Annotated in this window: 17 protein-coding genes; 13 read left to right on the forward strand and 4 right to left on the reverse strand. The window is 71.2% G+C overall.

The annotated features are described in order from the left end of the window. Positions 1 to 90: 90 nt before the first annotated feature. Genes EBO15_RS34680 through EBO15_RS34695 form a run of 4 tightly spaced genes read left to right on the forward strand, consistent with a single transcriptional unit; the run spans position 91 to position 4,399 of the window. Positions 91 to 1,389, forward strand: coding sequence for an ABC transporter ATP-binding protein (locus EBO15_RS34680; RefSeq protein WP_325051965.1), 1,299 nt, complete (start codon positions 91 to 93; stop codon positions 1,387 to 1,389). Then, positions 1,386 to 2,489 (forward strand): ABC transporter ATP-binding protein, encoded by a 1,104-nt coding sequence (locus EBO15_RS34685; protein WP_122198706.1) that lies wholly within the window; start codon positions 1,386 to 1,388, stop codon positions 2,487 to 2,489. Before EBO15_RS34680 ends, EBO15_RS34685 begins: the two co-directional genes overlap by 4 nt. After that, positions 2,486 to 3,451, forward strand: coding sequence for an ABC transporter permease (locus tag EBO15_RS34690; RefSeq protein ID WP_122198707.1), 966 nt, complete (start codon positions 2,486 to 2,488; stop codon positions 3,449 to 3,451). Before EBO15_RS34685 ends, EBO15_RS34690 begins: the two co-directional genes overlap by 4 nt. A 3-nt stretch (positions 3,452 to 3,454) precedes the next feature. After that, positions 3,455 to 4,399, forward strand: coding sequence for an ABC transporter permease (locus tag EBO15_RS34695; protein WP_122198708.1), 945 nt, complete (start codon positions 3,455 to 3,457; stop codon positions 4,397 to 4,399). Positions 4,400 to 4,502: 103 nt separating this feature from the next. On the opposite strand, the gene EBO15_RS34700 is transcribed toward EBO15_RS34695, so the two are convergent. Continuing rightward, the gene (locus EBO15_RS34700; protein WP_122198709.1) at positions 4,503 to 5,450 is read right to left on the reverse strand and encodes an alpha/beta hydrolase; all 948 of its coding nucleotides are present in this window, start codon (positions 5,448 to 5,450) and stop codon (positions 4,503 to 4,505) included. Between the two features lie 109 nt (positions 5,451 to 5,559). On the opposite strand from EBO15_RS34700, the gene mshC reads away from it, so the two are divergent. Continuing rightward, positions 5,560 to 6,801, forward strand: coding sequence for a cysteine--1-D-myo-inosityl 2-amino-2-deoxy-alpha-D-glucopyranoside ligase (gene mshC / locus EBO15_RS34705; RefSeq protein ID WP_122198710.1), 1,242 nt, complete (start codon positions 5,560 to 5,562; stop codon positions 6,799 to 6,801). A 45-nt stretch (positions 6,802 to 6,846) separates the two neighbouring features. Here mshC and EBO15_RS34710 read toward each other — a convergent pair whose 3' ends face one another. The 3 genes from EBO15_RS34710 to EBO15_RS34720 all read right to left on the reverse strand — a co-directional run bounded on the left by EBO15_RS34710 (position 6,847) and on the right by EBO15_RS34720 (position 9,343). Beyond that, the gene (locus EBO15_RS34710) at positions 6,847 to 7,683 is read right to left on the reverse strand and encodes an oxygenase MpaB family protein (protein WP_233616634.1); all 837 of its coding nucleotides are present in this window, start codon (positions 7,681 to 7,683) and stop codon (positions 6,847 to 6,849) included. Positions 7,684 to 7,860: 177 nt separating this feature from the next. After that, positions 7,861 to 8,703, reverse strand: a complete 843-nt coding sequence (locus EBO15_RS34715) for a PAC2 family protein (RefSeq protein WP_122198711.1) — start codon at positions 8,701 to 8,703, stop codon at positions 7,861 to 7,863. Between the two features lie 181 nt (positions 8,704 to 8,884). Then, positions 8,885 to 9,343 (reverse strand): universal stress protein, encoded by a 459-nt coding sequence (locus tag EBO15_RS34720; RefSeq protein ID WP_122198712.1) that lies wholly within the window; start codon positions 9,341 to 9,343, stop codon positions 8,885 to 8,887. 189 nt (positions 9,344 to 9,532) lie between these two features. On the opposite strand from EBO15_RS34720, the gene metH reads away from it, so the two are divergent. The 8 genes from metH to EBO15_RS34760 all read left to right on the forward strand — a co-directional run bounded on the left by metH (position 9,533) and on the right by EBO15_RS34760 (position 21,263). Then, entirely contained in the window at positions 9,533 to 13,012 is a 3,480-nt protein-coding gene (gene metH / locus EBO15_RS34725; protein ID WP_122198713.1) for a methionine synthase, read from the forward strand. Positions 13,013 to 13,107: 95 nt separating this feature from the next. Further along, complete coding sequence (locus EBO15_RS34730; protein WP_325051966.1) at positions 13,108 to 13,773, forward strand: HAD family hydrolase; 666 nt, start codon at positions 13,108 to 13,110, stop codon at positions 13,771 to 13,773. A gap of 318 nt (positions 13,774 to 14,091) precedes the next feature. After that, the gene (locus EBO15_RS34735; RefSeq protein WP_122198714.1) at positions 14,092 to 14,523 is read left to right on the forward strand and encodes a hypothetical protein; all 432 of its coding nucleotides are present in this window, start codon (positions 14,092 to 14,094) and stop codon (positions 14,521 to 14,523) included. 504 nt (positions 14,524 to 15,027) lie between these two features. Then, positions 15,028 to 16,023, forward strand: coding sequence for an ABC transporter permease (locus EBO15_RS34740; RefSeq protein ID WP_122198715.1), 996 nt, complete (start codon positions 15,028 to 15,030; stop codon positions 16,021 to 16,023). A gap of 39 nt (positions 16,024 to 16,062) precedes the next feature. Then, complete coding sequence (locus EBO15_RS34745) at positions 16,063 to 17,832, forward strand: ABC transporter substrate-binding protein (protein ID WP_122198716.1); 1,770 nt, start codon at positions 16,063 to 16,065, stop codon at positions 17,830 to 17,832. A 104-nt stretch (positions 17,833 to 17,936) separates the two neighbouring features. Then, positions 17,937 to 18,950, forward strand: a complete 1,014-nt coding sequence (locus EBO15_RS34750) for an ABC transporter permease (protein ID WP_122198724.1) — start codon at positions 17,937 to 17,939, stop codon at positions 18,948 to 18,950. Further along, positions 18,950 to 20,041 carry an ABC transporter ATP-binding protein gene (locus EBO15_RS34755; RefSeq protein WP_122198717.1) on the forward strand — a complete coding sequence of 364 codons (1,092 nt, stop codon included), beginning with the start codon at positions 18,950 to 18,952 and terminating at the stop codon, positions 20,039 to 20,041. The genes EBO15_RS34750 and EBO15_RS34755 overlap by 1 nt, the downstream gene beginning before the upstream one ends. A 148-nt stretch (positions 20,042 to 20,189) precedes the next feature. Further along, positions 20,190 to 21,263, forward strand: a complete 1,074-nt coding sequence (locus EBO15_RS34760) for an ABC transporter ATP-binding protein (protein ID WP_122198718.1) — start codon at positions 20,190 to 20,192, stop codon at positions 21,261 to 21,263. Positions 21,264 to 21,414 lie beyond the last annotated feature (151 nt).

Here is a 21,414-nt window from a genome sequence, read left to right on the forward strand (position 1 = left end):
GACGCGGGCACGGCGGCCCCCGCCCCGGCGGCGCGGCCGCCGGGGCGGGCCCGGTCAGGACCGGCGCGGCACGGGCGCGAAGGGGCGTCGATGAGTCTTCTCGAGGTGACCGACCTCCAGGTCTCCTTCCACACCGCCGACGGCGAGGTCCACGCCGTGCGCGGGATGTCGTTCTCCGTGGACCGCGGCCGGACGCTCGGCATCGTCGGGGAGTCGGGGTCCGGCAAGAGCGTGTCCACGCAGACGCTGATGCGGCTGACCCCCGGCGCGCAGGTGTCCGGCACCGCCCTGTTCGAGGGCCAGGACCTGCTGACCGTCAGCGACGACCGGATGCGCGAGCTGCGCGGCGCCGAGATCGCGATGATCTTTCAGGACCCGCTGTCGAGCCTGCACCCCCTGTACAAGGTCGGCTGGCAGATCGAGGAGATGATCCGCGCCCACGACAAGCAGGTCTCCAAGGACCAGGCCCGCAAGCGCGCGGTGGAGATGCTCGGCCTGGTCGGCATCCCCAAGCCGGACCGCCGGGTCGACGACTACCCGCACCAGTTCTCCGGCGGCATGCGGCAGCGCGTGATGATCGCGATGGCGCTGGCGCTGAACCCCAAGCTGATCATCGCGGACGAGCCGACCACGGCCCTCGACGCGACCGTCCAGGCGCAGATCCTGGACCTGATGCGGCGGCTCCAGTCGGAGTTCGACACCGCCCTCATCATGATCACCCACGATCTCGGGGTGATCGCGGACATGGCCGACGACGTGCTGGTCATGTACGGCGGCAAGCCGGCCGAGCAGGCCGAGCGCCGCACCCTGTACTACCGGGGCCACCACCCCTACACGATGGGCCTGCTGCGGTCGGTGCCGACGGCGGCGGGCGGCGGCGAGCGGCTGCGGCCGATCCCCGGGCAGCCGCCGAGCCTGATCAACCTGCCGACGGGCTGCGTGTTCCACCCCCGCTGCGAGTTCGCGATGGACCGCTGCCGCGTCGACGAGCCCACCCTCGACCCGGCGGGCCCGCCGGAGGGCGCGGACGGCCACGACCCCTCGCACACCTCCGCCTGCTGGCTCCCGCACGACGCCGTCGGCCTCGGCGACGAGGCCCAGGCCCGGCGGCTCGCCGCCGCCGAGGCCGGCCGCAAGACCAGCGGCAAGACGAGTGGCAAGCCCCAGGGAAAGGGTGCCCCGTCCGCCGGGCGCCCCGAGCAGGGCACGGGCCCCGGCACCGGCCCGGCCTCGCAGGAGCCCGGAGAACCGGAGCCAGGGGAGCGGGGCCCGGACACCGGCCCCCAGGCGCAGGGCCCCGACGCGGGGCCGCAGGCGCAGGGCCCGGACGACGGTCCGCGAGGGGCGGGGCCGAAGGGGCCGGACGCGCCGGACGGAGGGAACACGTGACACAGGCGGGCGACCACGTGACACAGGCGGGCGAACCCGACGTGCTCGTGTCGGCGGAGGGCGTGTTCAAGCACTTCCCGATCCGGCAGGGCATCGTCTTCAAGAAGGAGGTCGCGCGCGTCCACGCCGTGGACGGCGTGGACCTGACCGTCCGGCGCGGGGAGACCCTCGGCATCGTCGGCGAGTCCGGCTGCGGCAAGTCGACCCTGGCGCGCTGCCTGGCGGCGCTGCACCCGGTCACCCGCGGCCGGATCGTGTTCGAGGGCGCCGACATCACCCGGCTCGGGGCGTCGGGGCTGAAGGCGTTCCGCCGCGACGTCCAGATGATCTTCCAGGATCCGTACGGGTCGCTGAACCCGCGCCGCCGCGTCGGCTCGATCATCGGCGACCCGTTCGCGATCCACGGCCTCGCGGACGGCGGCGAGCGCAAGACCCGCGTCCAGGAGCTGATGGAGCTCGTCGGCCTGAACCCTGAGCACTACAACCGGTTCCCCGCCGAGTTCTCCGGCGGGCAGCGGCAGCGCATCGGCATCGCCCGCGCGCTCGCGCTCAAACCCAAGCTGATCATCTGCGACGAGCCGGTGTCGGCGCTGGACGTGTCCATCCAGGCCCAGGTCATCAACCTGCTGAAGGACCTCCAGGACGAGCTGGGCCTGACCTACGTGTTCATCGCGCACGACCTGTCGGTCGTCCGGTACGTGTCGGACCGGGTCGCGGTCATGTACCTCGGCCGGATCGTGGAGAACGCGGCCGGGGCCGAGCTGTACGGCGGCCCCCGCCACCCGTACGCGGCGGCGCTGCTGTCGGCGGCGTCGATCGCCGACCCGGACGAGGCCGAGCGCGCGGAGCGGATCGTGCTGACCGGGGACGTGCCGTCCCCGATCGACCCGCCGTCCGGGTGCCGGTTCCATCCGCGCTGCCCGAAGGCGCAGGACCGCTGCGTCACCGACGACCCCGAGCTCGCCGCCCGCGAGGGCGACGCGGCCGACCACCTGACCGCCTGCCACTTCCCGGTGGGCCGCGGCGAGCACCTGGCGGGCCGGACCGCCGGCATCGCCCAGGTCTCCACCGAACCGGAGCTGCCGGAGGCGACCCCGTGACGAGCCTGTCCGAACTCGAACCCGAGATCGTCCCGCCGGACGTCGAGGAGCGGCGGGTCCGGGGCCGGTCGCCGCTGCAGCTGGCGTGGGCCCGGTTCCGCAACGACAAGGTCGCGCTGGTCTTCCTGGTGATCCTGGTGCTGATCGTGCTGTTCGCGCTGATGGCGCCGCTGTGGGCGTCCTGGACGGGCCATCCGTACGCGGCGACGTTCCCCAAGACCGGCCTGGACGTCAACGGGCAGCCGATCGGGCCGTCCAAGGACTTCTGGCTCGGCGCCGACCAGCTCGGCCGGGACGTCCTGGTCCGCGCCGCCTACGGGGCGCGGATCTCGCTGCTGGTCGGCATCGCCGCGTCGGCGCTCGCCTCGGTCGTCGGCGTCCTGGTCGGGACGCTCGCCGGGTACGTCGGCGGCGCGGTGGACGGGGTCCTGGCCCGGGTCATGGACATCACCCTCGCGCTGCCGTACCTGCTGATCGCGATCACCCTGGCGGTGACGTTCCAGGTGCAGTCGGTCGCGGGGAGCCTGACGATGACGATCGCGGTGATCGCGTTCTTCTCGTTCGCCGCGACGGGCCGGATCATCCGCGGCCAGGTCATGTCGATCAAGCAGAAGGAGTTCATCGAGGCGGCCCGGTCGCTGGGCGCCAACCGCTGGCGGATCATGGTCGTGGACGTGCTGCCGAACCTGGTCGCGCAGATCACGGTGCTGGCCTCGCTGCTGATCCCGACCTCGATCGTGTTCGAGTCGACGCTGTCGTTCCTCGGTGTCGGGGTGCGGCCGCCGATGCCGAGCTGGGGCGCGATGCTCGGCGAGGGCAGCGAGGTGTTCCAGACCGCCTGGTGGCTGCTGGTCGTCCCGGCCGTCCTGCTGCTGCTGACCACGCTGTCGTTCAACCTGCTCGGCGACGCGATCCGGGACGCGATGGACCCGCGCGGGGACCGCCAGGCCGGGGGGAAATGAGCCATGCTCCGTTACGTCATCCGCCGCCTGCTGTACGCGATCCTCGTGCTGTGGCTGGTGTCGACGCTGGTCTTCGTGTTCCTGCACCTGTCGCCGACGTCGGTGGAGCGGACGATCGGCGGTCCGCGCGCGTCCACCGAGACGCTGGAGCAGATCCGCCGGAACCTCGGCCTCGACAAGCCCGTGCTGGTGCAGTACTTCTCCTGGCTCGGGCACCTGCTGAAGGGTGATCTCGGCCAGTCGTACCTGAACGGCACGTCGGTCGCGTCGATCATCGCCAACCGGCTGCCGACGACGCTGTGGCTGGTCGCGGGCGCGGGGGTGATCTGGTTCGTCGGCGGCGTCGCGTCCGGCGTGTACTCGGCGACGCACCCGCGGTCGGGCACCGACCGGCTCATCACGGGGACCGTGCTGATCGGGCTGTCGCTGCCGTCGTTCGTGATGGCGCTGGTCCTGCTGTACGTCTTCTCCACCAAGCTGGGGGAGGCCGGTATCCACTTCTTCGAGGCGGGCCCGCCGCTGCAGGAGCACTTCTTCCAGCGGATGATCCTGCCGTGGATCGGCCTGGCGTTCCTCATGGTCGCGACGTACACGCGGCTGACCCGCGGTTCGATGCTGGACGTGCTGGGCGAGGACTACATCCGCACCGCGCGGTCGAAGGGCATCTCGGAACGCCGCGTGATCTACCGGCACGGCCTGCGGTCGGCGCTGACGCCGGTCGTGACGCAGTTCGGCATCGACATCGGCGCGCTGATCGGTTCGACGATCGTGATCGAGCGCGTGTTCGGCCTGCAGGGGGTCGGCCAGCTGGTCTACCAGTCGATCAACCTCGGCGACACCCCGGTGATCATCGGGGTGACGCTGATGGTGACGCTGTTCGTGGTGGTCGCGAACCTGATCGTCGACATCGGCTACTCGTTCCTGGATCCGCGCGTCCGGCTCTCCTGACCGGACGGACGCCCCGCCGACCCGGACGGCGAAGGGCGGCGCCCGCCCTGAGGCGGCGCCGCCCTTCGCCGTTCCTGCCCGTCGTCCCTGATCAGCTGTCGTGTCAGCGGCCGGCCGAGGCGTTCTGGGCCCAGCCCTGCCGGAGGAAGTCGAACCCGGCGGGCAGGGCGCGGGTCACGAAGTCCCAGTCGTGCTCGCCCGGCAGCACCTGCAGCGTCGCGGGGACGTGCGCGGCGTCCAGGAGCCGCTTGAACTGCTGGGAGCTGCCCTCGACGACGGGGTTCCCGTCGTCCTGGCCGACGGCCATGAAGATCCGGACCTGCTTGGCGGCGTCGAGGTGCCGGTCGGGGCTGTTGGCGGCCTCGAGGTCCTCACGTCCGCCGAACATGTGGTCGGGGTCGTCCACGCCGTAGTACCCGGCGAGCGACACGACCTGCCCGAACAGGTCGGGGTGGCGCAGGCCGAGGTTCAGCGCCCCGTACCCGCCCATGGAGAACCCGGCGATCGCGCGGTGCGCGGCGTCGCGCGGGCGGTCGCCCTCCACGGCCGGGATGACGGCCTTCAGCAGGCGCGTCTCGACCCGGTCGGACCCGTCGGCGGCGTCGGCCCACTCGGTGTCGTCGTGGTGGTCGCCGTTGCCGTCCGGGACGGCCAGGACGAACGGCTGCCCGCCCTTGGCGAGGTACTTCTTCAGCTCGTCGAACAGGCCGTCGTCCACCAGGGACTTGGGGTCGCCGGGCACGCCGTGCAGGAAGTACACGACCGGCAGCTTGGACGAGTCGGGCACCTTCGGCCGGTACACCACCAGGTCGCGCCCGGTCTTCTCGCCCGGCAGCCGCACCTTGGAGGTGTAGGCGCCGATGTGCGCGGGGAGGGCGGGCGGGGGTTCGTCGGGCTCGGCGGCGCCGTGCCCGGTGGCCAGGCCGTGCCGGACGCGGCCGACGCCGACCACGATCGTGGCGGTCAGCAGCAGCGCGACCAGGACGGCGAGGCCGCCGTGCGCCGCGCGGGGGAGCCCGCGGCGATCGGACGACTTGCGATGGCGTGCCATGGACTCGGTCGAACTCCGTTCCACCCGTTCGGGGGGCAGCGGGGACAGGGAGGACGGTCGGGACTATCTCGGTGTCAAGCTATCCGGAGCGCACGGATAAGGTTCAATCATGCGATCGTGGCCCGCTCCAGAAGTCCCCAGTCTCCCCGAACTCGGCCTGGCCGGCGCGGCCGGTGCGCTGCGGCTGCACGACACCGGCGCCGGGGAGGCGCGGCCCGCCGATCCGGGGCCGACCGCGCGGATGTACGTGTGCGGGATCACCCCCTACGACGCCACGCACCTGGGCCACGCCAACACCTACCTCGCGTTCGACCTGGTGAACCGGGTGTGGCGGGACCAGGGCCGCCGGGTCCACTACGTGCAGAATGCCACCGACATCGACGATCCGCTGCTGGAACGCGCGGAGCGGGACGGCCTGGACTGGCGGGATCTGGCCGACCGGGAGATCGAGCTGTTCCGCGAGGACATGACGGCCCTGCGGGTCCTGCCACCGGACCAGTACATCGGCGCGGTCGAGGCGATCCCGCTGGTGGTCAAGATGATCGAGGAGCTGCGGGCGCGGGACGCGGTGTACGAGGTCGACGGCGACCTGTACTTCCCGGTGGCGGCCGAGCCGGGGTTCGGAGAGGTCAGCGGCCTAGACCGCGACCGGATGCGGCCGCTGTTCGCCGAGCGCGGCGGCGACCCGGACCGTCCGGGCAAGCGCGACCCGCTGGACGCGCTGGTGTGGCTGGCGCAGCGTCCGGGCGAGCCGGGCTGGGACTCGCCGTTCGGGAAGGGCCGCCCGGGCTGGCACATCGAGTGTTCGGCGATCTCCGTCGAGCACCTCGGCATGGCGTTCGACGTGGAGGGCGGCGGCTCGGACCTGGCGTTCCCGCACCACGAGATGGGCGCGGCGCACGCGCAGGTCGCGACGGGCGAGCGCCCGCACGCGCGCGCGTACGTGCACGCGGGCATGGTCGGCCTGGACGGCGAGAAGATGTCCAAGTCGCGCGGGAACCTGGTGTTCGTGTCGACGCTGCGGCGCGGCGGCGCCGACCCGATGGCGATCCGCCTGGCGCTGCTCTCGCACCACTACCGCTCGGACTGGGAGTGGACCGGCGGCCAGCTCGACGACGCGACGACGCGGATCACGCGCTGGCGGGCCGCGGTGGCCGCGCCCGCCGGTCCGTCCGCCGGTGACGTGCTGGAGACCGTCCGCGAGCGCCTGAACGACGACCTGGACGCGCCGGGCGCGCTCGCCGCGGTCGACGCCTGGGCCGACGCGGCGCTGACCGGGACCGGCGGCGACACCGAGGCCCCCGCCCAGGTCCGCGCCCTCGTCGACGCGCTGCTGGGCGTCGAGCTGTAGAACGCCGGGAACGAGCCCCGTCCGGCATGCCCGGCGGGGCTCTTCTCATGCCGCCGGTTCCCGCCTGCTCCGCTGGGCGGCTCGGGCCTTGCGCGCGAGGCGGCGGCGGGAGCGCCACAGCAGGACGGGGACGCCCGCGCGGCGGAGGCGTCCGGGGACGAGCCGGTAGGAGAACGCGCCGGTGCGCAGCAGGATCCACAGGCAGCGGTCGCGGCGCGGCCCCCACGGCAGCCCGTACTGGACGCGGACGGGTTCGGGCAGCAGCCCGGTGGTGACGAACCGGTTGAGCCACAGGGCGGGGCCCAGCCAGCGGAGTTCGCGCGACCACAGGACGGCCCGCATGACCTCGCGTCCGGCGTCGGTGACCTCGAGCGAGGCGACCGTGTCCTCGAAGTAGCGGCGGAACCCGTCGCGGTCGGCGGGCTGGGCGTCCGGCGGGCAGCCGAGCACCTCGGCGACGTACCGGGCCTGCTCCACGTAGGCGGCGCCGAGGTCGCCACTGGGGGAGCGCAGGATCTCCTCGTAGACGTAGAGGGCGGCGTCGGTGAGGGTGGCGTTCACCCAGACCTGCAGGTCCGGGTCGTCGCCCGAGTAGCCGGGGCCGGTGATCCGGTGGTGGAGGCGGCGCAGGCCGCGGCCGAGCCGGCCCGCCTCCTCCTCGGTGCCGAACGCGACGACGGTGAGGAAGTCGAGCGTGCCGGTCAGCCGGTCGAGGGGCCGTTCCCGCAGGTCGCTGTGGTCGGCGACGCCCCGCGCGATCCGCGGGTGGGCGACCTGGAGGAGCAGCGCGCGGCCCGCGGCGAGCATCACGGCGGGTTCGGCGGCGAGCAGCCGCAGCGCGTCCCGGTCGCGGACGGCGGCGGCGGTGTCCGGGGAGCTCACGGGGGACTCCTTGCGCCCGGGGGAGAGGCGAACATCCGGTAAGTGAATGCTTGCGCAGGTCCGTCCGGGCCGCAAGCCCCCACCGCACGGCGAAGGCCCCACCGCACGGCGAAGGCCCTCGCCGACCGGTGGTCGGCGAGGGCCTCGACGGTGCTCTTCCGGATGCGCCCCGCGGGATCAGCCCGCGTCGCGACGGCGCAGGTACCGCTCGAACTCGCGGGCGATGGCGTCGCCGCTCGCCTCGGGCAGCTCGGTCGCGTCCTTCTGCTCCTCCAGCGTCCGGACGTACTCGGCGACCTCGGAGTCCTCCTCGGCGAGCTCGTTCACGCCGTTCTCCCAGGCCCGCGCCTCCTCGGGCAGCTCACCCAGGGGGACGGCCACGTCGAGCAGGTCCTCGACGCGGCGGAGCAGCGCGAGCGTCGCCTTCGGCGACGGCGGCTGCGCGACGTAGTGCGGCACCGCCGCCCACAGCGACACCGTCGGCAGCTCGGCCTTGGCGCAGGCGTCCTGGAGCACGCCGAGGATGCCGGTCGGCCCCTCGTAGCGCGCGGGCTCCAGATTGAGGTCGGTGACCATCGCCGCGTCGTTGGCCGCGCCCGTCACCGGAACGGGACGGGTGTGCGGGGCGTCGGCCAGCAGCGCCCCGAGGAGCACCACCTGCCGCGCGCCCAGCTCGTGGATCTTGTCGACGATCTCGCGGCAGAACGACCGCCACCGCATGTTCGGTTCGATGCCGTGGATCAGCACGGCGTCCCTCCCCGAGGGGAGGCGGGCCCGGGAGATCCGGGTGGTGGGCCAGGAGATGCTCCGCGTCTCGCCGTCGATCATCTCGACCATCGGCCGGGTGACCTGGAAGTCGTAGTAGTCGTCGGGGTCGAGTTCGGCGATCGGCGTCGCGTCCCAGACGCTCTCCAGGTGGGTGATCACCCCACTGGCCGCCTCACCGGCGTCGTTCCACCCTTCAAAGGCGGCCACGACGACCGGATCGACGAGGTCCGGAACGCCTTCAAGCTCGATCACGCGCTGCCTCCTTCCGACGCCCTGTACAGCGTCACCGGGGGACCGTCCATTCCCTGGGGTCGGGGGCCCCGCTCATGATCGGTGGCTGTCAGCCTACGTCCTGTCCCAGAACTACCCCACCCCTCGCCGCCCCAGACCTCGCCGGGGGTCGCCCGGCGGGCCCGGACGCGTCACGATCGGGTCACTTCCCGTCCGTGGTGTGCACGATCAGCACGTCCACGGGGGAGCGGTGCGAGAGGTTCGCCGGGACCGACCCGAGAATCCGCCCGGCGAGGCTGTTGAGGCCCCGGTTCCCGACGACGACGAGGTCGGCCTTGCGGTCACGGGCGATCCGGGCGATCACGTCGACCGCGTCGCCCTCCACGGCGATCTGGTCGACGTCGGTGGCGCCCTGCGCGACGGCGCGCTCGCGGGCGGCGCGCAGCGCGTCGTCGGCGGGGGTGGAGCCCTGCACCTTGTAGGCCAGGTCGCCGAGCTGGTCGGCGGCCGACAGCCGCTCCTTCTCGGGCATGGGGGTGAAGGCGGTCGCGAGCAGCAGCGTCGCGCCGGTGGCGGCGGCGAGCGCTGCGGCGCGGTCGACCGCGCGGAACGAGGTGTCCGATCCGTCGGTGCCGACGAGGATGGTCCGGTAGGCGCTCACGGCCGCTCCCTGCTGTCGTCGCCGGGGCGCGCGTCGCCCGCGGCGGTGGTCGTCCGGGCGAGCGCGGCCGGGGGCGCCCGCGCTCGTTACCCGTTGGTAGACACTGGGCGAACGTTAGCGTTCCGATCGCCCATCCGTCACGGGGACGGACGGTGGGGCGCGGTGTCCGGCCCGATAGGGTTGGTCCCTATGAGCACTCCCACCGCGGCTTCCCTGCGCCAGGCCCTGAAAGAACGCGTCGTCGTGGCCGACGGGGGCATGGGGACGATGCTCCAGGACGCCGGTCCCACGCTGGACGACTTCCAGGGGCACGAGGGCTGCAACGAGATCCTCAACGTGACGCGGCCCGACATCGTCCGGTCGGTCCACCGCGCCTACTTCGACGCGGGCGTCGACTGCGTCGAGACCAACACCTTCGGCGCCAACCTCGGCAACCTCGGCGAGTACGGCATCACCGACCGGATCTTCGAGCTGGCCGAGGCGGGCGCCCGGCTGGCCCGCGAGATCGCCGACGAGTACAGCACCCCCGACCGTCCCCGCTGGGTGATCGGCTCGGTCGGCCCGGGCACCAAGCTCCCCACCCTCGGGCACGTGCCGTTCGCCGAGCTCCGCGACGCCTACCAGCTGAACGCCGAGGGCCTGATCCAGGGCGGCGCGGACGCCATCCTCGTCGAGACCTGCCAGGACCTCCTCCAGGCGAAGGCCGCCCTGATCGGCGCCCGCCGCGCGATCGACGCAGCCGGCACCGAGACCGTCCTGATCGGCCAGGTCACCATCGAGCAGAACGGCGCGATGCTGATGGGCTCGGAGATCGGCGCGGCGCTGACGGCGCTCGAGCCGATGGGCCTGGACCTGATCGGCCTGAACTGCGCGACCGGCCCCGCCGAGATGAGCGAGCACCTGCGCTACCTGGCCCGCAACGCGCGGATCGGGCTGAGCTGCATGCCGAACGCGGGCCTTCCGGAACTGACGTCCGACGGCGCCCGCTACCCCCTGACCCCGGACGAGCTGGCCAACGCGCACGACACGTTCACCCGCGAGTTCGGGCTGTCGCTCGTCGGCGGCTGCTGCGGCACCACCCCCGAGCACCTGGCGAAGGTCGTCGAGCGGGTCCGCGGCCGCGAGGTCGCCGCCCGCCGCCCCCGGCACGAGGCGGGCGCGGCGTCGCTGTACCAGCACGTCCCGTTCCGGCAGGACACCTCCTACCTGGCGATCGGCGAGCGCACCAACGCCAACGGCTCCAAGGCCTTCCGCGAGGCCATGCTGGAGCGCCGCTGGGACGACTGCGTGAAGATCGCCCGCGACCAGGCCCGGGACGGCGCGCACATGCTCGACCTGTGCGTCGACTACGTCGGCCGGGACGGCGTCGCGGACATGAAGGAGCTGGCGTTCCGGTTCGCCACGGCGTCCACGCTGCCGATCGTCCTCGACTCCACCGAGGTCGACGTGATCGTCGCCGGCCTGGAGATGCTCGGCGGCCGCGCCGTGATCAACTCGGTGAACTTCGAGGACGGCGACGGCCCCGCCTCCCGGATGGCGCGGCTGATGCCCTCCGTCAAGGAGCACGGCGCGGGCGTCGTCGCGCTCACCATCGACGAGCAGGGCCAGGCCCGCACGGCCGACAAGAAGGTCGAGATCGCGTCCCGGCTCATCGACTACCTGACCTCCGAGTGGGGCATGGACGTCGGCGACATCATCATCGACGCCCTGACCTTCACGATCGGCACCGGCCAGGAGGAGTCCCGCCGGGACGCCGTCGAGACGATCGACGCGATCCGCGAGCTGAAGCGCCGCTACCCCGACGTCCAGACGACCCTCGGCCTGTCCAACGTGTCGTTCGGCCTGAACCCGGCCGCCCGCATCGTGCTGAACTCGGTGTTCCTCAACGAGTGCGCGGACGCCGGGCTCGACTCGGCGATCGTCCACGCGTCCAAGATCCTGCCGATGAACCGGATCCCGGAGGAGCAGCGGAAGGTCGCGCTCGACCTGGTCTACGACCGGCGCGGCGACGGCTACGACCCGCTGCACCGGTTCATGGAGCTGTTCGAGGGCGTCGACACCGCCGCGATGAAGGCCGACCGCGCCGCCGAGCTGGTCGCGCTGCCCCTGTGGGAGCGGCTCAAGCGCCGGATCGTCGACGGCGAGCTCGACGGCCTGAACGCCGACCTGGACGAGGCCCTCACCCAGCGGCCCGCCCTGGAGATCGTCAACGACGTCCTGCTGGACGGCATGAAGACGGTCGGCGAGCTGTTCGGCTCCGGCCAGATGCAGCTGCCGTTCGTGCTCCAGTCGGCCGAGGTGATGAAGACCGCGGTCGCCCACCTCGAGCCGCACATGGAGAAGCTCGAGGGCGACGGCGGCAAGGGCCGCATCGTCCTGGCGACGGTCAAGGGCGACGTCCACGACATCGGCAAGAACCTGGTCGACATCATCCTGTCCAACAACGGCTACGAGGTCGTGAACATCGGCATCAAGCAGCCGATGTCGGCGATCCTCGACGCCGCGCGGGAGAACCGCGCCGACGTGATCGGCATGTCCGGGCTGCTGGTGAAGTCCACGGTGATCATGAAGGAGAACCTGGAGGAGCTGAACAGCCGCGGCCTGGCCGAGACCTGGCCGGTGCTGCTCGGCGGCGCCGCCCTCACCCGCGCCTACGTCGAGCAGGACCTCGCGGAGCTGTTCGACGGCCAGGTCCGCTACGCCCGCGACGCGTTCGAGGGGCTGCGGCTCATGGACGCGTTCATGGCGGTCAAGCGCGGCGTGGACGGCGCCGCCCTCCCGCCGCTGCGCGAGCGCCGGGTCCGCAAGGGTGCGACGCTCAAGGTCACCGCGCCCGAGGACATGCCCGCCCGCTCCGACGTCGCCGCCGACAACCCTCTGCCGAAGACGCCGTTCCTCGGCGACCGGATCGTCAAGGGCATCGCGCTGGCCGACTACGCGGCGTTCCTGGACGAGCGCGCCACGTTCATGGGCCAGTGGGGCCTGAAGCCCGCGCGCGGCGGGGACGGGCCGTCCTACGAGGAGCTCGTCGAGACCGAGGGCCGTCCGCGGCTGCGGATGTGGCTCGACCGGATCCAGACCGAGGGCCTGATCGAGGCGGCCGTCGTGTACGGCTACTACCCGGCGGTGTCGGAGGGCGACGACCTGGTCATCCTCAACGAGGACGGCTCGGACCGGGAGCGGTTCACCTTCCCGCGCCAGCGCCGCGACCGGCACCTGTGCCTGGCCGACTTCTTCCGCTCCCGCGCGTCGGGGGAGACCGACGTGGCCGCGTTCCAGCTGGTCACGGTCGGGTCGAAGATCGCCGAGGCGACCGGGGAGCTGTTCGCCAAGAACGCCTACCGCGACTACCTCGAGCTGCACGGCCTGTCGGTGCAGCTCACCGAGGCGCTGATGGAGTACTGGCACACGCGGATCCGCGCGGAGATGGGCTTCGGCGGCGACGACGCCGACGACGTCGAGGACTTCTTCAAGCTCGGCTACCGGGGCGCCCGCTACTCCTTCGGCTACGCCGCCTGCCCGGACCTGGAGGACCGCACCAAGCTGGTGCGGATGCTCGAGCCGGAGCGGATCGGGGTCACGCTGTCGGAGGAGCTCCAGCTCGCCCCCGAGCAGTCGGCGGACGCGCTGGTCGTCCACCACCCCGAGGCGAAGTACTTCAACACCTGATCGGCCTGCCCCCACCGGGCCGCGCACCCGCGTGGCCCGGCGGGTGCGCCGCCTGACCTAACCTGGACGATCGAGGTCAAAGGAGGTCAGGCGGCGTGACACGGGGCGTACAGGACGATCCGCAGGCGGTGCTGTTCGACATGGACGGCACCCTCATCGACTCCGAGCGGCTGTGGTTCGAGGTCGAGACCGAGGTGATGGAGCTCCTCGGCGGCGTGTGGACGCACGCCGACCAGGAGAACCTGGTCGGGGGGAACCTGGCCGTCGCCTCCGCCTACATGGTGGAGCGGTCGGGCACGTCCGTCCCGCCCGGGGAGATCGGGCGGCGCCTGCTGGACGGCATGGTCGAGCGGATGCGCACGAACGTCCCGCTGCTGCCGGGCGCCAAGGAGCTGCTCACCGGGGTCCGCGCGGCGGGCCTGCCGACCGCGCTGGTCACCTCCAGCCACCGCGCGCTGCTCGAGCCCGCGCTGGACGGCATCGGCCGCGACCACTTCGACCTGACGCTGGCCGGGGACGAGGTGTCCCGGACCAAGCCCGACCCCGAGCCGTACCTGACGGCGTGCGCGCGGCTCGGCGTCGACCCGGTGCGCTGCGCGGTGCTCGAGGACTCCCCGAGCGGGCTGGCGGCGGCCGAGGCGGCGGGCTGCCGGACGGTCGCGGTGCCGGGCGTGATCGCGCTGGCCGAGGCCCCGGGCCGGACGGTCGTGGCGTCCCTCGCTGACGTGGACGTGCCGTTCCTGCGCTCCCTGTTCGCCTGACACGCGGCTTTCGCCCGAACTTGTCCCTCCGTTCGTCCGTGCGCCTTCGAACGGCTGAGCGACGCTCTCAGCCCCTCTCGGCCTCTCGGTCCCGCCCGGCGCCCGGACGGGCCGTCCGCCCCGGAGCGCCCTGGCGCGGGGGAGCGGAGGCGCACGCCGGGAGCGGCCCCGGGGGGAACCCTGACCGTCCTCCGGGACGGGTCACGCGTGAGGAGGAGGCATGATCGCGGGCAAACCGTTCGAGCGGAGGAGACTCATCCGCCGTCCGACGTGTGAGGATGGGAGCCGAGAACAGCACGTCCGAGCCTGGGGGCCGTCATGAGCGACGCAGCAATCTTCGCGATCAGCCTGGGGGTGACCCTTGTCGGGCTGGTCGCCAGCTGGGGGGTGTACCGGCGGAAGGGCGCGGCGTCCGGCGCGCGGGGAGCGGCGCTGTCGCTGATCCCGCTGGCCGCGTCCATGACCGGGGTGACCACGTTCCTGGCCGACCTGGTGTTCAGCCCCATGAAGTGGGCGGGCGTCGTGGTGGCCGGCCTGGCGGTCGTCCTGTACCTGGGGTCCGGTGCGGCCCTGAGCCGCCGTTCGGTGACCGAGGGTGAGGACGCCAAGTCCTCGCGGAAGGCGGCCAAGGGCCGCCAGGCGGGCGCGGGCAAGGCGCCCAAGGGCGCCGTCGGAGGCCCGGCGCCGACCGCGGGCGACCCGGATCTCGCCGAGATCGAGGACATCCTCCGCAACCGCGGGATCAAGTAGCCGGGCCGCGCGGGCCGGGCCCGGCCCGTCCCGGGCGCCCCCGGGCGCCCGCCCGCGCGGTGATCGGGTCCCGGTGCGGGGTGTGCCGGGTGGTGTCCGTGTGACCTGCGTGTTCACGGCGGAGTGCGGCTCCTGGGGGGCCGCGCTCCGCCGTTTTCACGTTCCCGCGGCCGAGACCGCGGATGATTCATCTCAAAACGGACTCGGTCCGATAAAGCTTGCCGGTCGGAGCCGTGTTCCGCTTGCTTGCACCCATGGGAGGAATCGTACGATCTGGGCACTTTCGTCCGATGTGTTGTCCATCTCACGTGTGCCCTAGATGACGACGAGATCACAAGTCAGATACGGGTACTGGCATCGGCGGCTTCACGGATGGACAGTCGTGGCCGAAGCACTAGTTTTCCCTCCAGCAAACGCGGTGTAACGGGCACGAACAGTGGACGATCTCCGCTGCCGCGCGGCACACGCCGCGGGCGTGTGGCCCATTAGTAGGAGGTACGGAGCGTGACCGCACCGATCGAGGCGACCGGGGCGCAACAGGAGGCCGAGCCCGAGGCCGTCCTGGCCGGCGTCGAAGGCAAGGCGATCCAGGGCCGCTCGCTCGGGCAGATCGCCTGGCTGCGGCTCAAGCGCGACAAGGTCGCACTGGGGGGCGGTGTCGTCATCGTCTTCCTGATCCTTCTGGCGATCTTCGGCCCGTTCCTGGTGGCGGACCCCCTGGCCTACCACCAGAACCTGGTCGACCCCACGTACAACCGTCCCACGGGCGGCATCTGGCACTCCGGCATCAGCGCCAAGCACTGGCTCGGCGTCGAGCCCGGCAGCGGCCGCGACATGCTCTCCCGGACCGTCTACGGAGCGCGGATCTCGCTGCTCGTGGCGTTCCTGGCCACCGTCCTCTCGGTGGTGATCGGGACGATCATGGGCATCACCGCCGGGTTCTTCGGCGGCTGGGTCGACACCGTCATCAGCCGGACGATGGACGTCTTCCTCGCCTTCCCCCTGCTGCTGTTCGCGATCGCCCTGGTCGGCGTCGTCGGCACCGGCTCGGCGTGGGGCCTGGAGGGCAACAACCTCCGCATCGGAGTGCTGATCTTCGTGATCGGCTTCTTCAACTGGCCGTACATCGGCCGCATCATCCGCGGGCAGACGCTGTCGCTGCGCGAGCGGGAGTTCGTGGACGCCGCCCGCAGCATGGGCGCCAAGCCCGGCTACATCCTGTTCAAGGAACTGCTGCCGAACCTGGTCGCGCCGATCCTGGTCTACTCGACCCTGCTGATCCCGACCAACATCCTGTTCGAGGCGGCGCTGTCGTTCCTCGGTGTCGGCATCAACCCGCCGACCCCGTCCTGGGGCGCGACGCTGTCGCTGGCCGTGCCGATCTACTCCGCGGACCCATGGTTCATGGTCGTGCCCGGCATGGCCATCTTCATCACCGTCCTGGCCTTCAACCTCCTCGGTGACGGGCTCCGGGACGCTCTCGACCCCCGGGCTAAGTGACACCGGGTTTTACCCTCAAGTGAAGGGGTGCGCCTGCACATGAAGAAGATCAGACCACTTGCGGCAGTCGCTGCCGGCCTGGTCGCCACCACAGGCCTCGCCGCCTGCGGCGGCGGCTCGGGGAGCACCAGTGACAAGGGCGCCGGCTACAACGCGGCCGTCGACAAGGTCATCAACACCTCGGACAAGAAGGGCGGGACGCTCCGTTTCGCCATCTCCGACGACTTCGACTCGCCGGACCCGGGTAACACGTACTACGCCTGGTCGCAGAACTTCGCGCGTCTGTACGGCCGTGGCCTGCTGACCTTCAAGCCGACCGCCGGCCCGGACAGCAACACGGTCATCCCGGACCTGGCTCAGGGCCCGGGTCAGACGCCGGACAACGGCAAGACCTGGACCTACAAGCTGCGCTCCGGCGTGAAGTTCGACGACGGCACCCCCGTCACGTCCAAGGACGTGAAGTACGCCGTCGAGCGCTCGAACTTCACCGACGAGCTCCAGCTGGGCCCGAAGTACTTCAAGGCCTACCTCCAGGACAACAGCACGCCGTACCGCGGTCCGTACAAGGACAAGAGCCCCGAGGGCCTGAAGTCCATCGAGACCCCGGACGACACGACCATCACCTTCAAGCTGTCGAAGCCGTTCGCGGAGTTCGACTACCTGGTGGCGATGGCCCAGACGATGCCGGTCCCGGCCGCCAAGGACACCGGTCTCAAGTACGAGCAGAAGATGGTCTCGTCCGGCCCGTACAAGGTCGACTCGTACGAGCGCGGCAAGTCGATGATCCTGTCCCGCAACCCCAACTGGGACCAGAGCACCGACCCGATCCGCAAGGCGCTGCCGGACCGGATCGAGCTGCAGCTCAAGCAGTCCGGTGACGACATCGACAACCGCCTCCTGGCCGGTTCGCTCGACATGGACGCCGCGGGCGTGGGCGTCCAGGCCGGTACGCAGGGCAAGCTGCTCACCGACCCGGCCAAGAAGGCCAACACCGACAACCCGCTGCAGGGCTACCTGCGGTTCGCGTCGCTGAACCTTCACGTCGCCCCGCTCGACAACGTCCACTGCCGCCGCGCCGTGCAGTACGCCACGGACAAGGTCGCCATGCAGTCCGCCTACGGCGGCCCGCTGGCCGGTGGTGACATCGCCACGACCATCCTGCCCCCGGGCACCGTCGGGTACACCAAGTTCGACAAGTACCCGCAGACCTACAAGCAGGGTGGCGGCCTGGACGACCAGACCATCGCCAAGGCCAAGGGCGAGCTGCAGCAGTGCGGCAAGCCGAACGGCTTCAAGACCAAGATCTCGGCCCGTTCCGACCGGCCGAAGGAAGTCGCCATGGCCCAGGCCATGCAGCAGGGTCTGAAGGCCGCCGGCATCGAGACCGAGATCGTGCAGTACCCGGCCGGTGACTACTTCAACAAGTACGTCGGCGCCCCCGAGTTCGTGCACAAGAACGGCGTCGGCATCATGCTGATGGCGTGGTCCGCCGACTGGCCCACGGGCTACGGCTTCCTCTCGCAGATCCTCGACGGCCGGGCGATCAAGCCCTCCGGCGGCAACAACCTGCCCGAGGAGAACAACCCCGCGATCAACAAGGCCTTCGACGAGGCGATCGGGAACACCGACAAGGACGCCCGCGCCAAGGTCTACGGCCAGATCGACCAGATGGCCATGGACGACGCCGTGGACATCCCGATCATCTACGCCAAGGCGCTGCTCTACCGTCCGCCGAACGTGACCAATGTCGGCATCACGTCGGGCTATGGCGGCCAGTACGACTACTTGAACATGGGTGTCAAGAAGTAGTAGCGGCCCCGCTACTCGAAGTTCCTGAAGGCAGGTGAAGGCGACGCCCGCCGACCGGAGGTGACCCACCGGTCAGCTCTGGTCGGCGGGCGGTGCCGCGCATTGTGTTCGCATATCTCATCAGACGCGTCATCGGGGCCGTCCTCATGCTGGTGATCGTCAGCATGGTGGTGTTCGGCATCTTCTTCGGGATCCCGAAGCTCGCCGGGCAGAGCAACGACCAGCTCGCCGCCTCCTTCGTCGGCAAGGCCCCCACAGCAGAGGCGATCGCCCAGACCAAGCACCGGCTCAACCTGGACAAGCCCATCTGGGTCCAGTACGGCAAGTGGGTCAAGGGCGTGGTCGTCGGACAGGAATTCAACAACGGTCCGTCCACGGAGCACTGCTCCTCGCCCTGCTTCGGCTACTCGTTCAAGAACAACCAGGCCGTCCTCCCGCAGCTCGAGGACCGCGCGCCGGCGACCCTGTCGCTCGCCGCGGGCGCCGCGGTGATCTGGCTGATCTCCGGTGTGTCGGTCGGTGTCCTGTCGGCGCTCAAGCGCGGAAGCATCTGGGACCGCGCGGCGATGATCATCGCCCTCGGCGGTGTGTCACTGCCGATCTACTTCACCGGCCTGGTCGCCCTGGCGTTGTTCTCCTACAAGCTCGGACTGGTTCCCGGCGGCGGCAGCTACGTGCCGTTCTCACAGAACCCCGGGACCTGGTTCCAGTCGCTGATCCTCCCGTGGATCACGCTGGCCTTCCTCTACGCGGCGACGTACGCGCGGCTCACCCGCGCCGGCATGCTGGAAACGCTCGGTGAGGACTACATCCGCACCGCGCGCGCCAAGGGCCTGCCGGAGCGGACCGTCATCACCAAGCACGCGCTGCGCTCCACCCTGACCCCCATCCTCACGATCTTCGGCATGGACCTCGGCCTCCTGCTCGGCGGCGCGGTGCTGACCGAGCACACGTTCGGCATCGCCGGACTCGGCCAGCTGTCCATCGACGGCATCACCGGGAACGACCTGCCCGTCGTCCTCGGCGTGACCCTGGTCGCCGCGCTGTTCATCGTGGTGGCGAACCTGATCGTGGACCTGCTGTACGCGGTCATCGACCCGAGAGTGAGGCTGGGCTGATGAGCGACGCCAAGCGTCCCGCCGAGACTCTTAACGGCGGCACCGCGGAAGTGGCGGCCGGCTCCGCGCCGTCCTCCGCGTTCCTGGAACTGCGCGACCTGAAGATCCACTTCCCGACCGACGACGGCCTGGTGAAGTCCGTCGACGGGCTGTCGTTCAAGCTGGAGCGCGGCAAGACCCTCGGCATCGTCGGCGAGTCCGGTTCGGGCAAGTCGGTGACCAGCCTCGGCGTCCTCGGCCTGCACAACCGGCGCAACGCCAAGGTCTCGGGCGAGATCTGGCTGGACGGCACCGAGCTGGTCTCCTCCTCGGAGGAGCAGGTCCGCAAGCTGCGCGGCCGGAAGATGGCGATGATCTTCCAGGACCCGCTGTCGGCGATGCACCCCTTCTACACCGTCGGCGCGCAGATCATCGAGGCGTACCGGGTGCATCACGACGTGTCCAAGAAGGTCGCGCGCAAGCACGCGATCGACATGCTCGGCCGCGTCGGCATCCCGAAGCCGGACCAGCGCGTGGACGACTACCCGCACCAGTTCTCCGGCGGCATGCGGCAGCGCGCGATGATCGCGATGGCGCTGTCCTGCGACCCGGAGCTGCTGATCGCCGACGAGCCGACCACCGCGCTCGACGTGACGGTGCAGGCGCAGATCCTGGACCTGATCCGGGACCTGCAGCAGGAGTTCAACTCCGCGATCATCATGATCACCCACGACCTGGGTGTGACCGCGGAGCTGAGCGACGACGTGCTGGTCATGTACGGCGGCCGGTGCATCGAGCGGGGCACCGCCAACGAGGTGTTCCACGAGCCGGAGCACCCCTACACCTGGGGCCTGCTCGGATCGATGCCGCGCCTGGACCGGCACCGCAGCGAGCGGCTCCTGCCGATCCCCGGATCTCCGCCCAGCCTGATCAACCTGCCGTCGGGGTGCGCCTTCAACCCGCGCTGCCCCTACAGCGACCAGACCGACGGGCTCAGCACGACCGAGCGGCCGGAACTGCGGGAGACCGCTCCCGGGCACGTGGTGGCCTGCCACCTGCACGCGGACCGGCGGCGGCAGATCTTCGCCGACGAGATCCGTCCGAAGCTGTGACCGCGCGCGTGGAGCACGCCGGAGCCGGACCGGCCCGGCGTGCCCTGCCCGTGGAGACCGGCGCACACCCGGGGGAGCCGCTCCCCCCTAGCAAGATCGCGGAGACATCGTGAGCACATCGCAGAGCCCGGCGGGCGCCGGGGACGCCGTGGCCGCGCCGGCCGCCACCGGCAAGACCGCGCGGAAGACGGGCGAGCCCCTGCTCGAAGTGACCGACCTGCGCAAGCACTTCCCGGTCACGGCCGGGCTGCTGCGCCGGCAGGTCGCCACCGTCAAGGCGGTCGACGGCGTGAGCTTCTCGGTCCGCAAGGGCGAGACGCTCGGCCTGGTGGGCGAGTCCGGCTGCGGCAAGACCACCACCGGCCGGATGATCATGAAGTTGCTCGAGTCCACGTCGGGGAAGATCTCCTTCGAGGGCCACGACATCACCAAGTACAACCAGGGCAAGATGCGCCCGCTCCGGCGGGACATCCAGATGATCTTCCAGGACCCGTACTCGTCGCTGAACCCGCGCAAGACGGTCGGCGCGATCGTCGGGGCCCCGTTCCACCTGCAGAACATCCAGACCGAGAACGGCGTCAAGAAGGCCGTGCAGGACCTGCTGGAGCTGGTCGGGCTCAGCCCCGAGCACTACAACCGGTACCCGCACGAGTTCTCCGGCGGCCAGCGGCAGCGCATCGGCATCGCCCGGACGCTGGCGCTCAAGCCGAAGCTGATCGTCGCCGACGAGCCGGTCTCGGCCCTGGACGTGTCGGTGCAGGCGCAGGTCGTGAACCTGCTGGAGGACCTCCAGGACGAGCTCGACCTCACCTACGTGGTGATCGCGCACGACCTGTCGGTCGTCCGGCACATCTCCGACCGGGTCGCGGTCATGTACCTCGGCAAGCTGGTCGAGATCGCCGACCGGGACGACCTGTACGAGCGTCCCATGCACCCCTACACCAACGCGCTGCTGTCCGCCGTGCCGGTCCCCGACCCCGCCCAGCGCGAGGGACGGGACCGGATCCGCCTGCAGGGCGACGTGCCGAGCCCCCTCGACCCGCCGCCCGCCTGCCGCTTCCACACCCGCTGCTGGAAGGCGCAGGACATCTGCAAGCAGGTCGAGCCGCCGCTCGTCGAGCTGTCGCCCGGCCACATGACCGCCTGCCACTTCCCGGAGAACACCACGGTGTCGGAGACCGACGTGGTCGCCAAGGCCGCGGTCTCCCCGGAGGGCGACTGACGGTCCGGGGACGGGACGATCGGGAGCTCGTCCCGTCCCGCACCGCCCCCCGGACACGGCGGGCGCGGCCCGAGCACCAAACCGAACGGCCCGTACGGATCCCCTCCGTACGGGCCGTTCGACTTCCCCACACCCCCGGCACCAGACCCTC

Source organism: Actinomadura harenae (genome assembly GCF_003696215.1).
GTDB lineage: Bacteria > Actinomycetota > Actinomycetes > Streptosporangiales > Streptosporangiaceae > Spirillospora > Spirillospora harenae.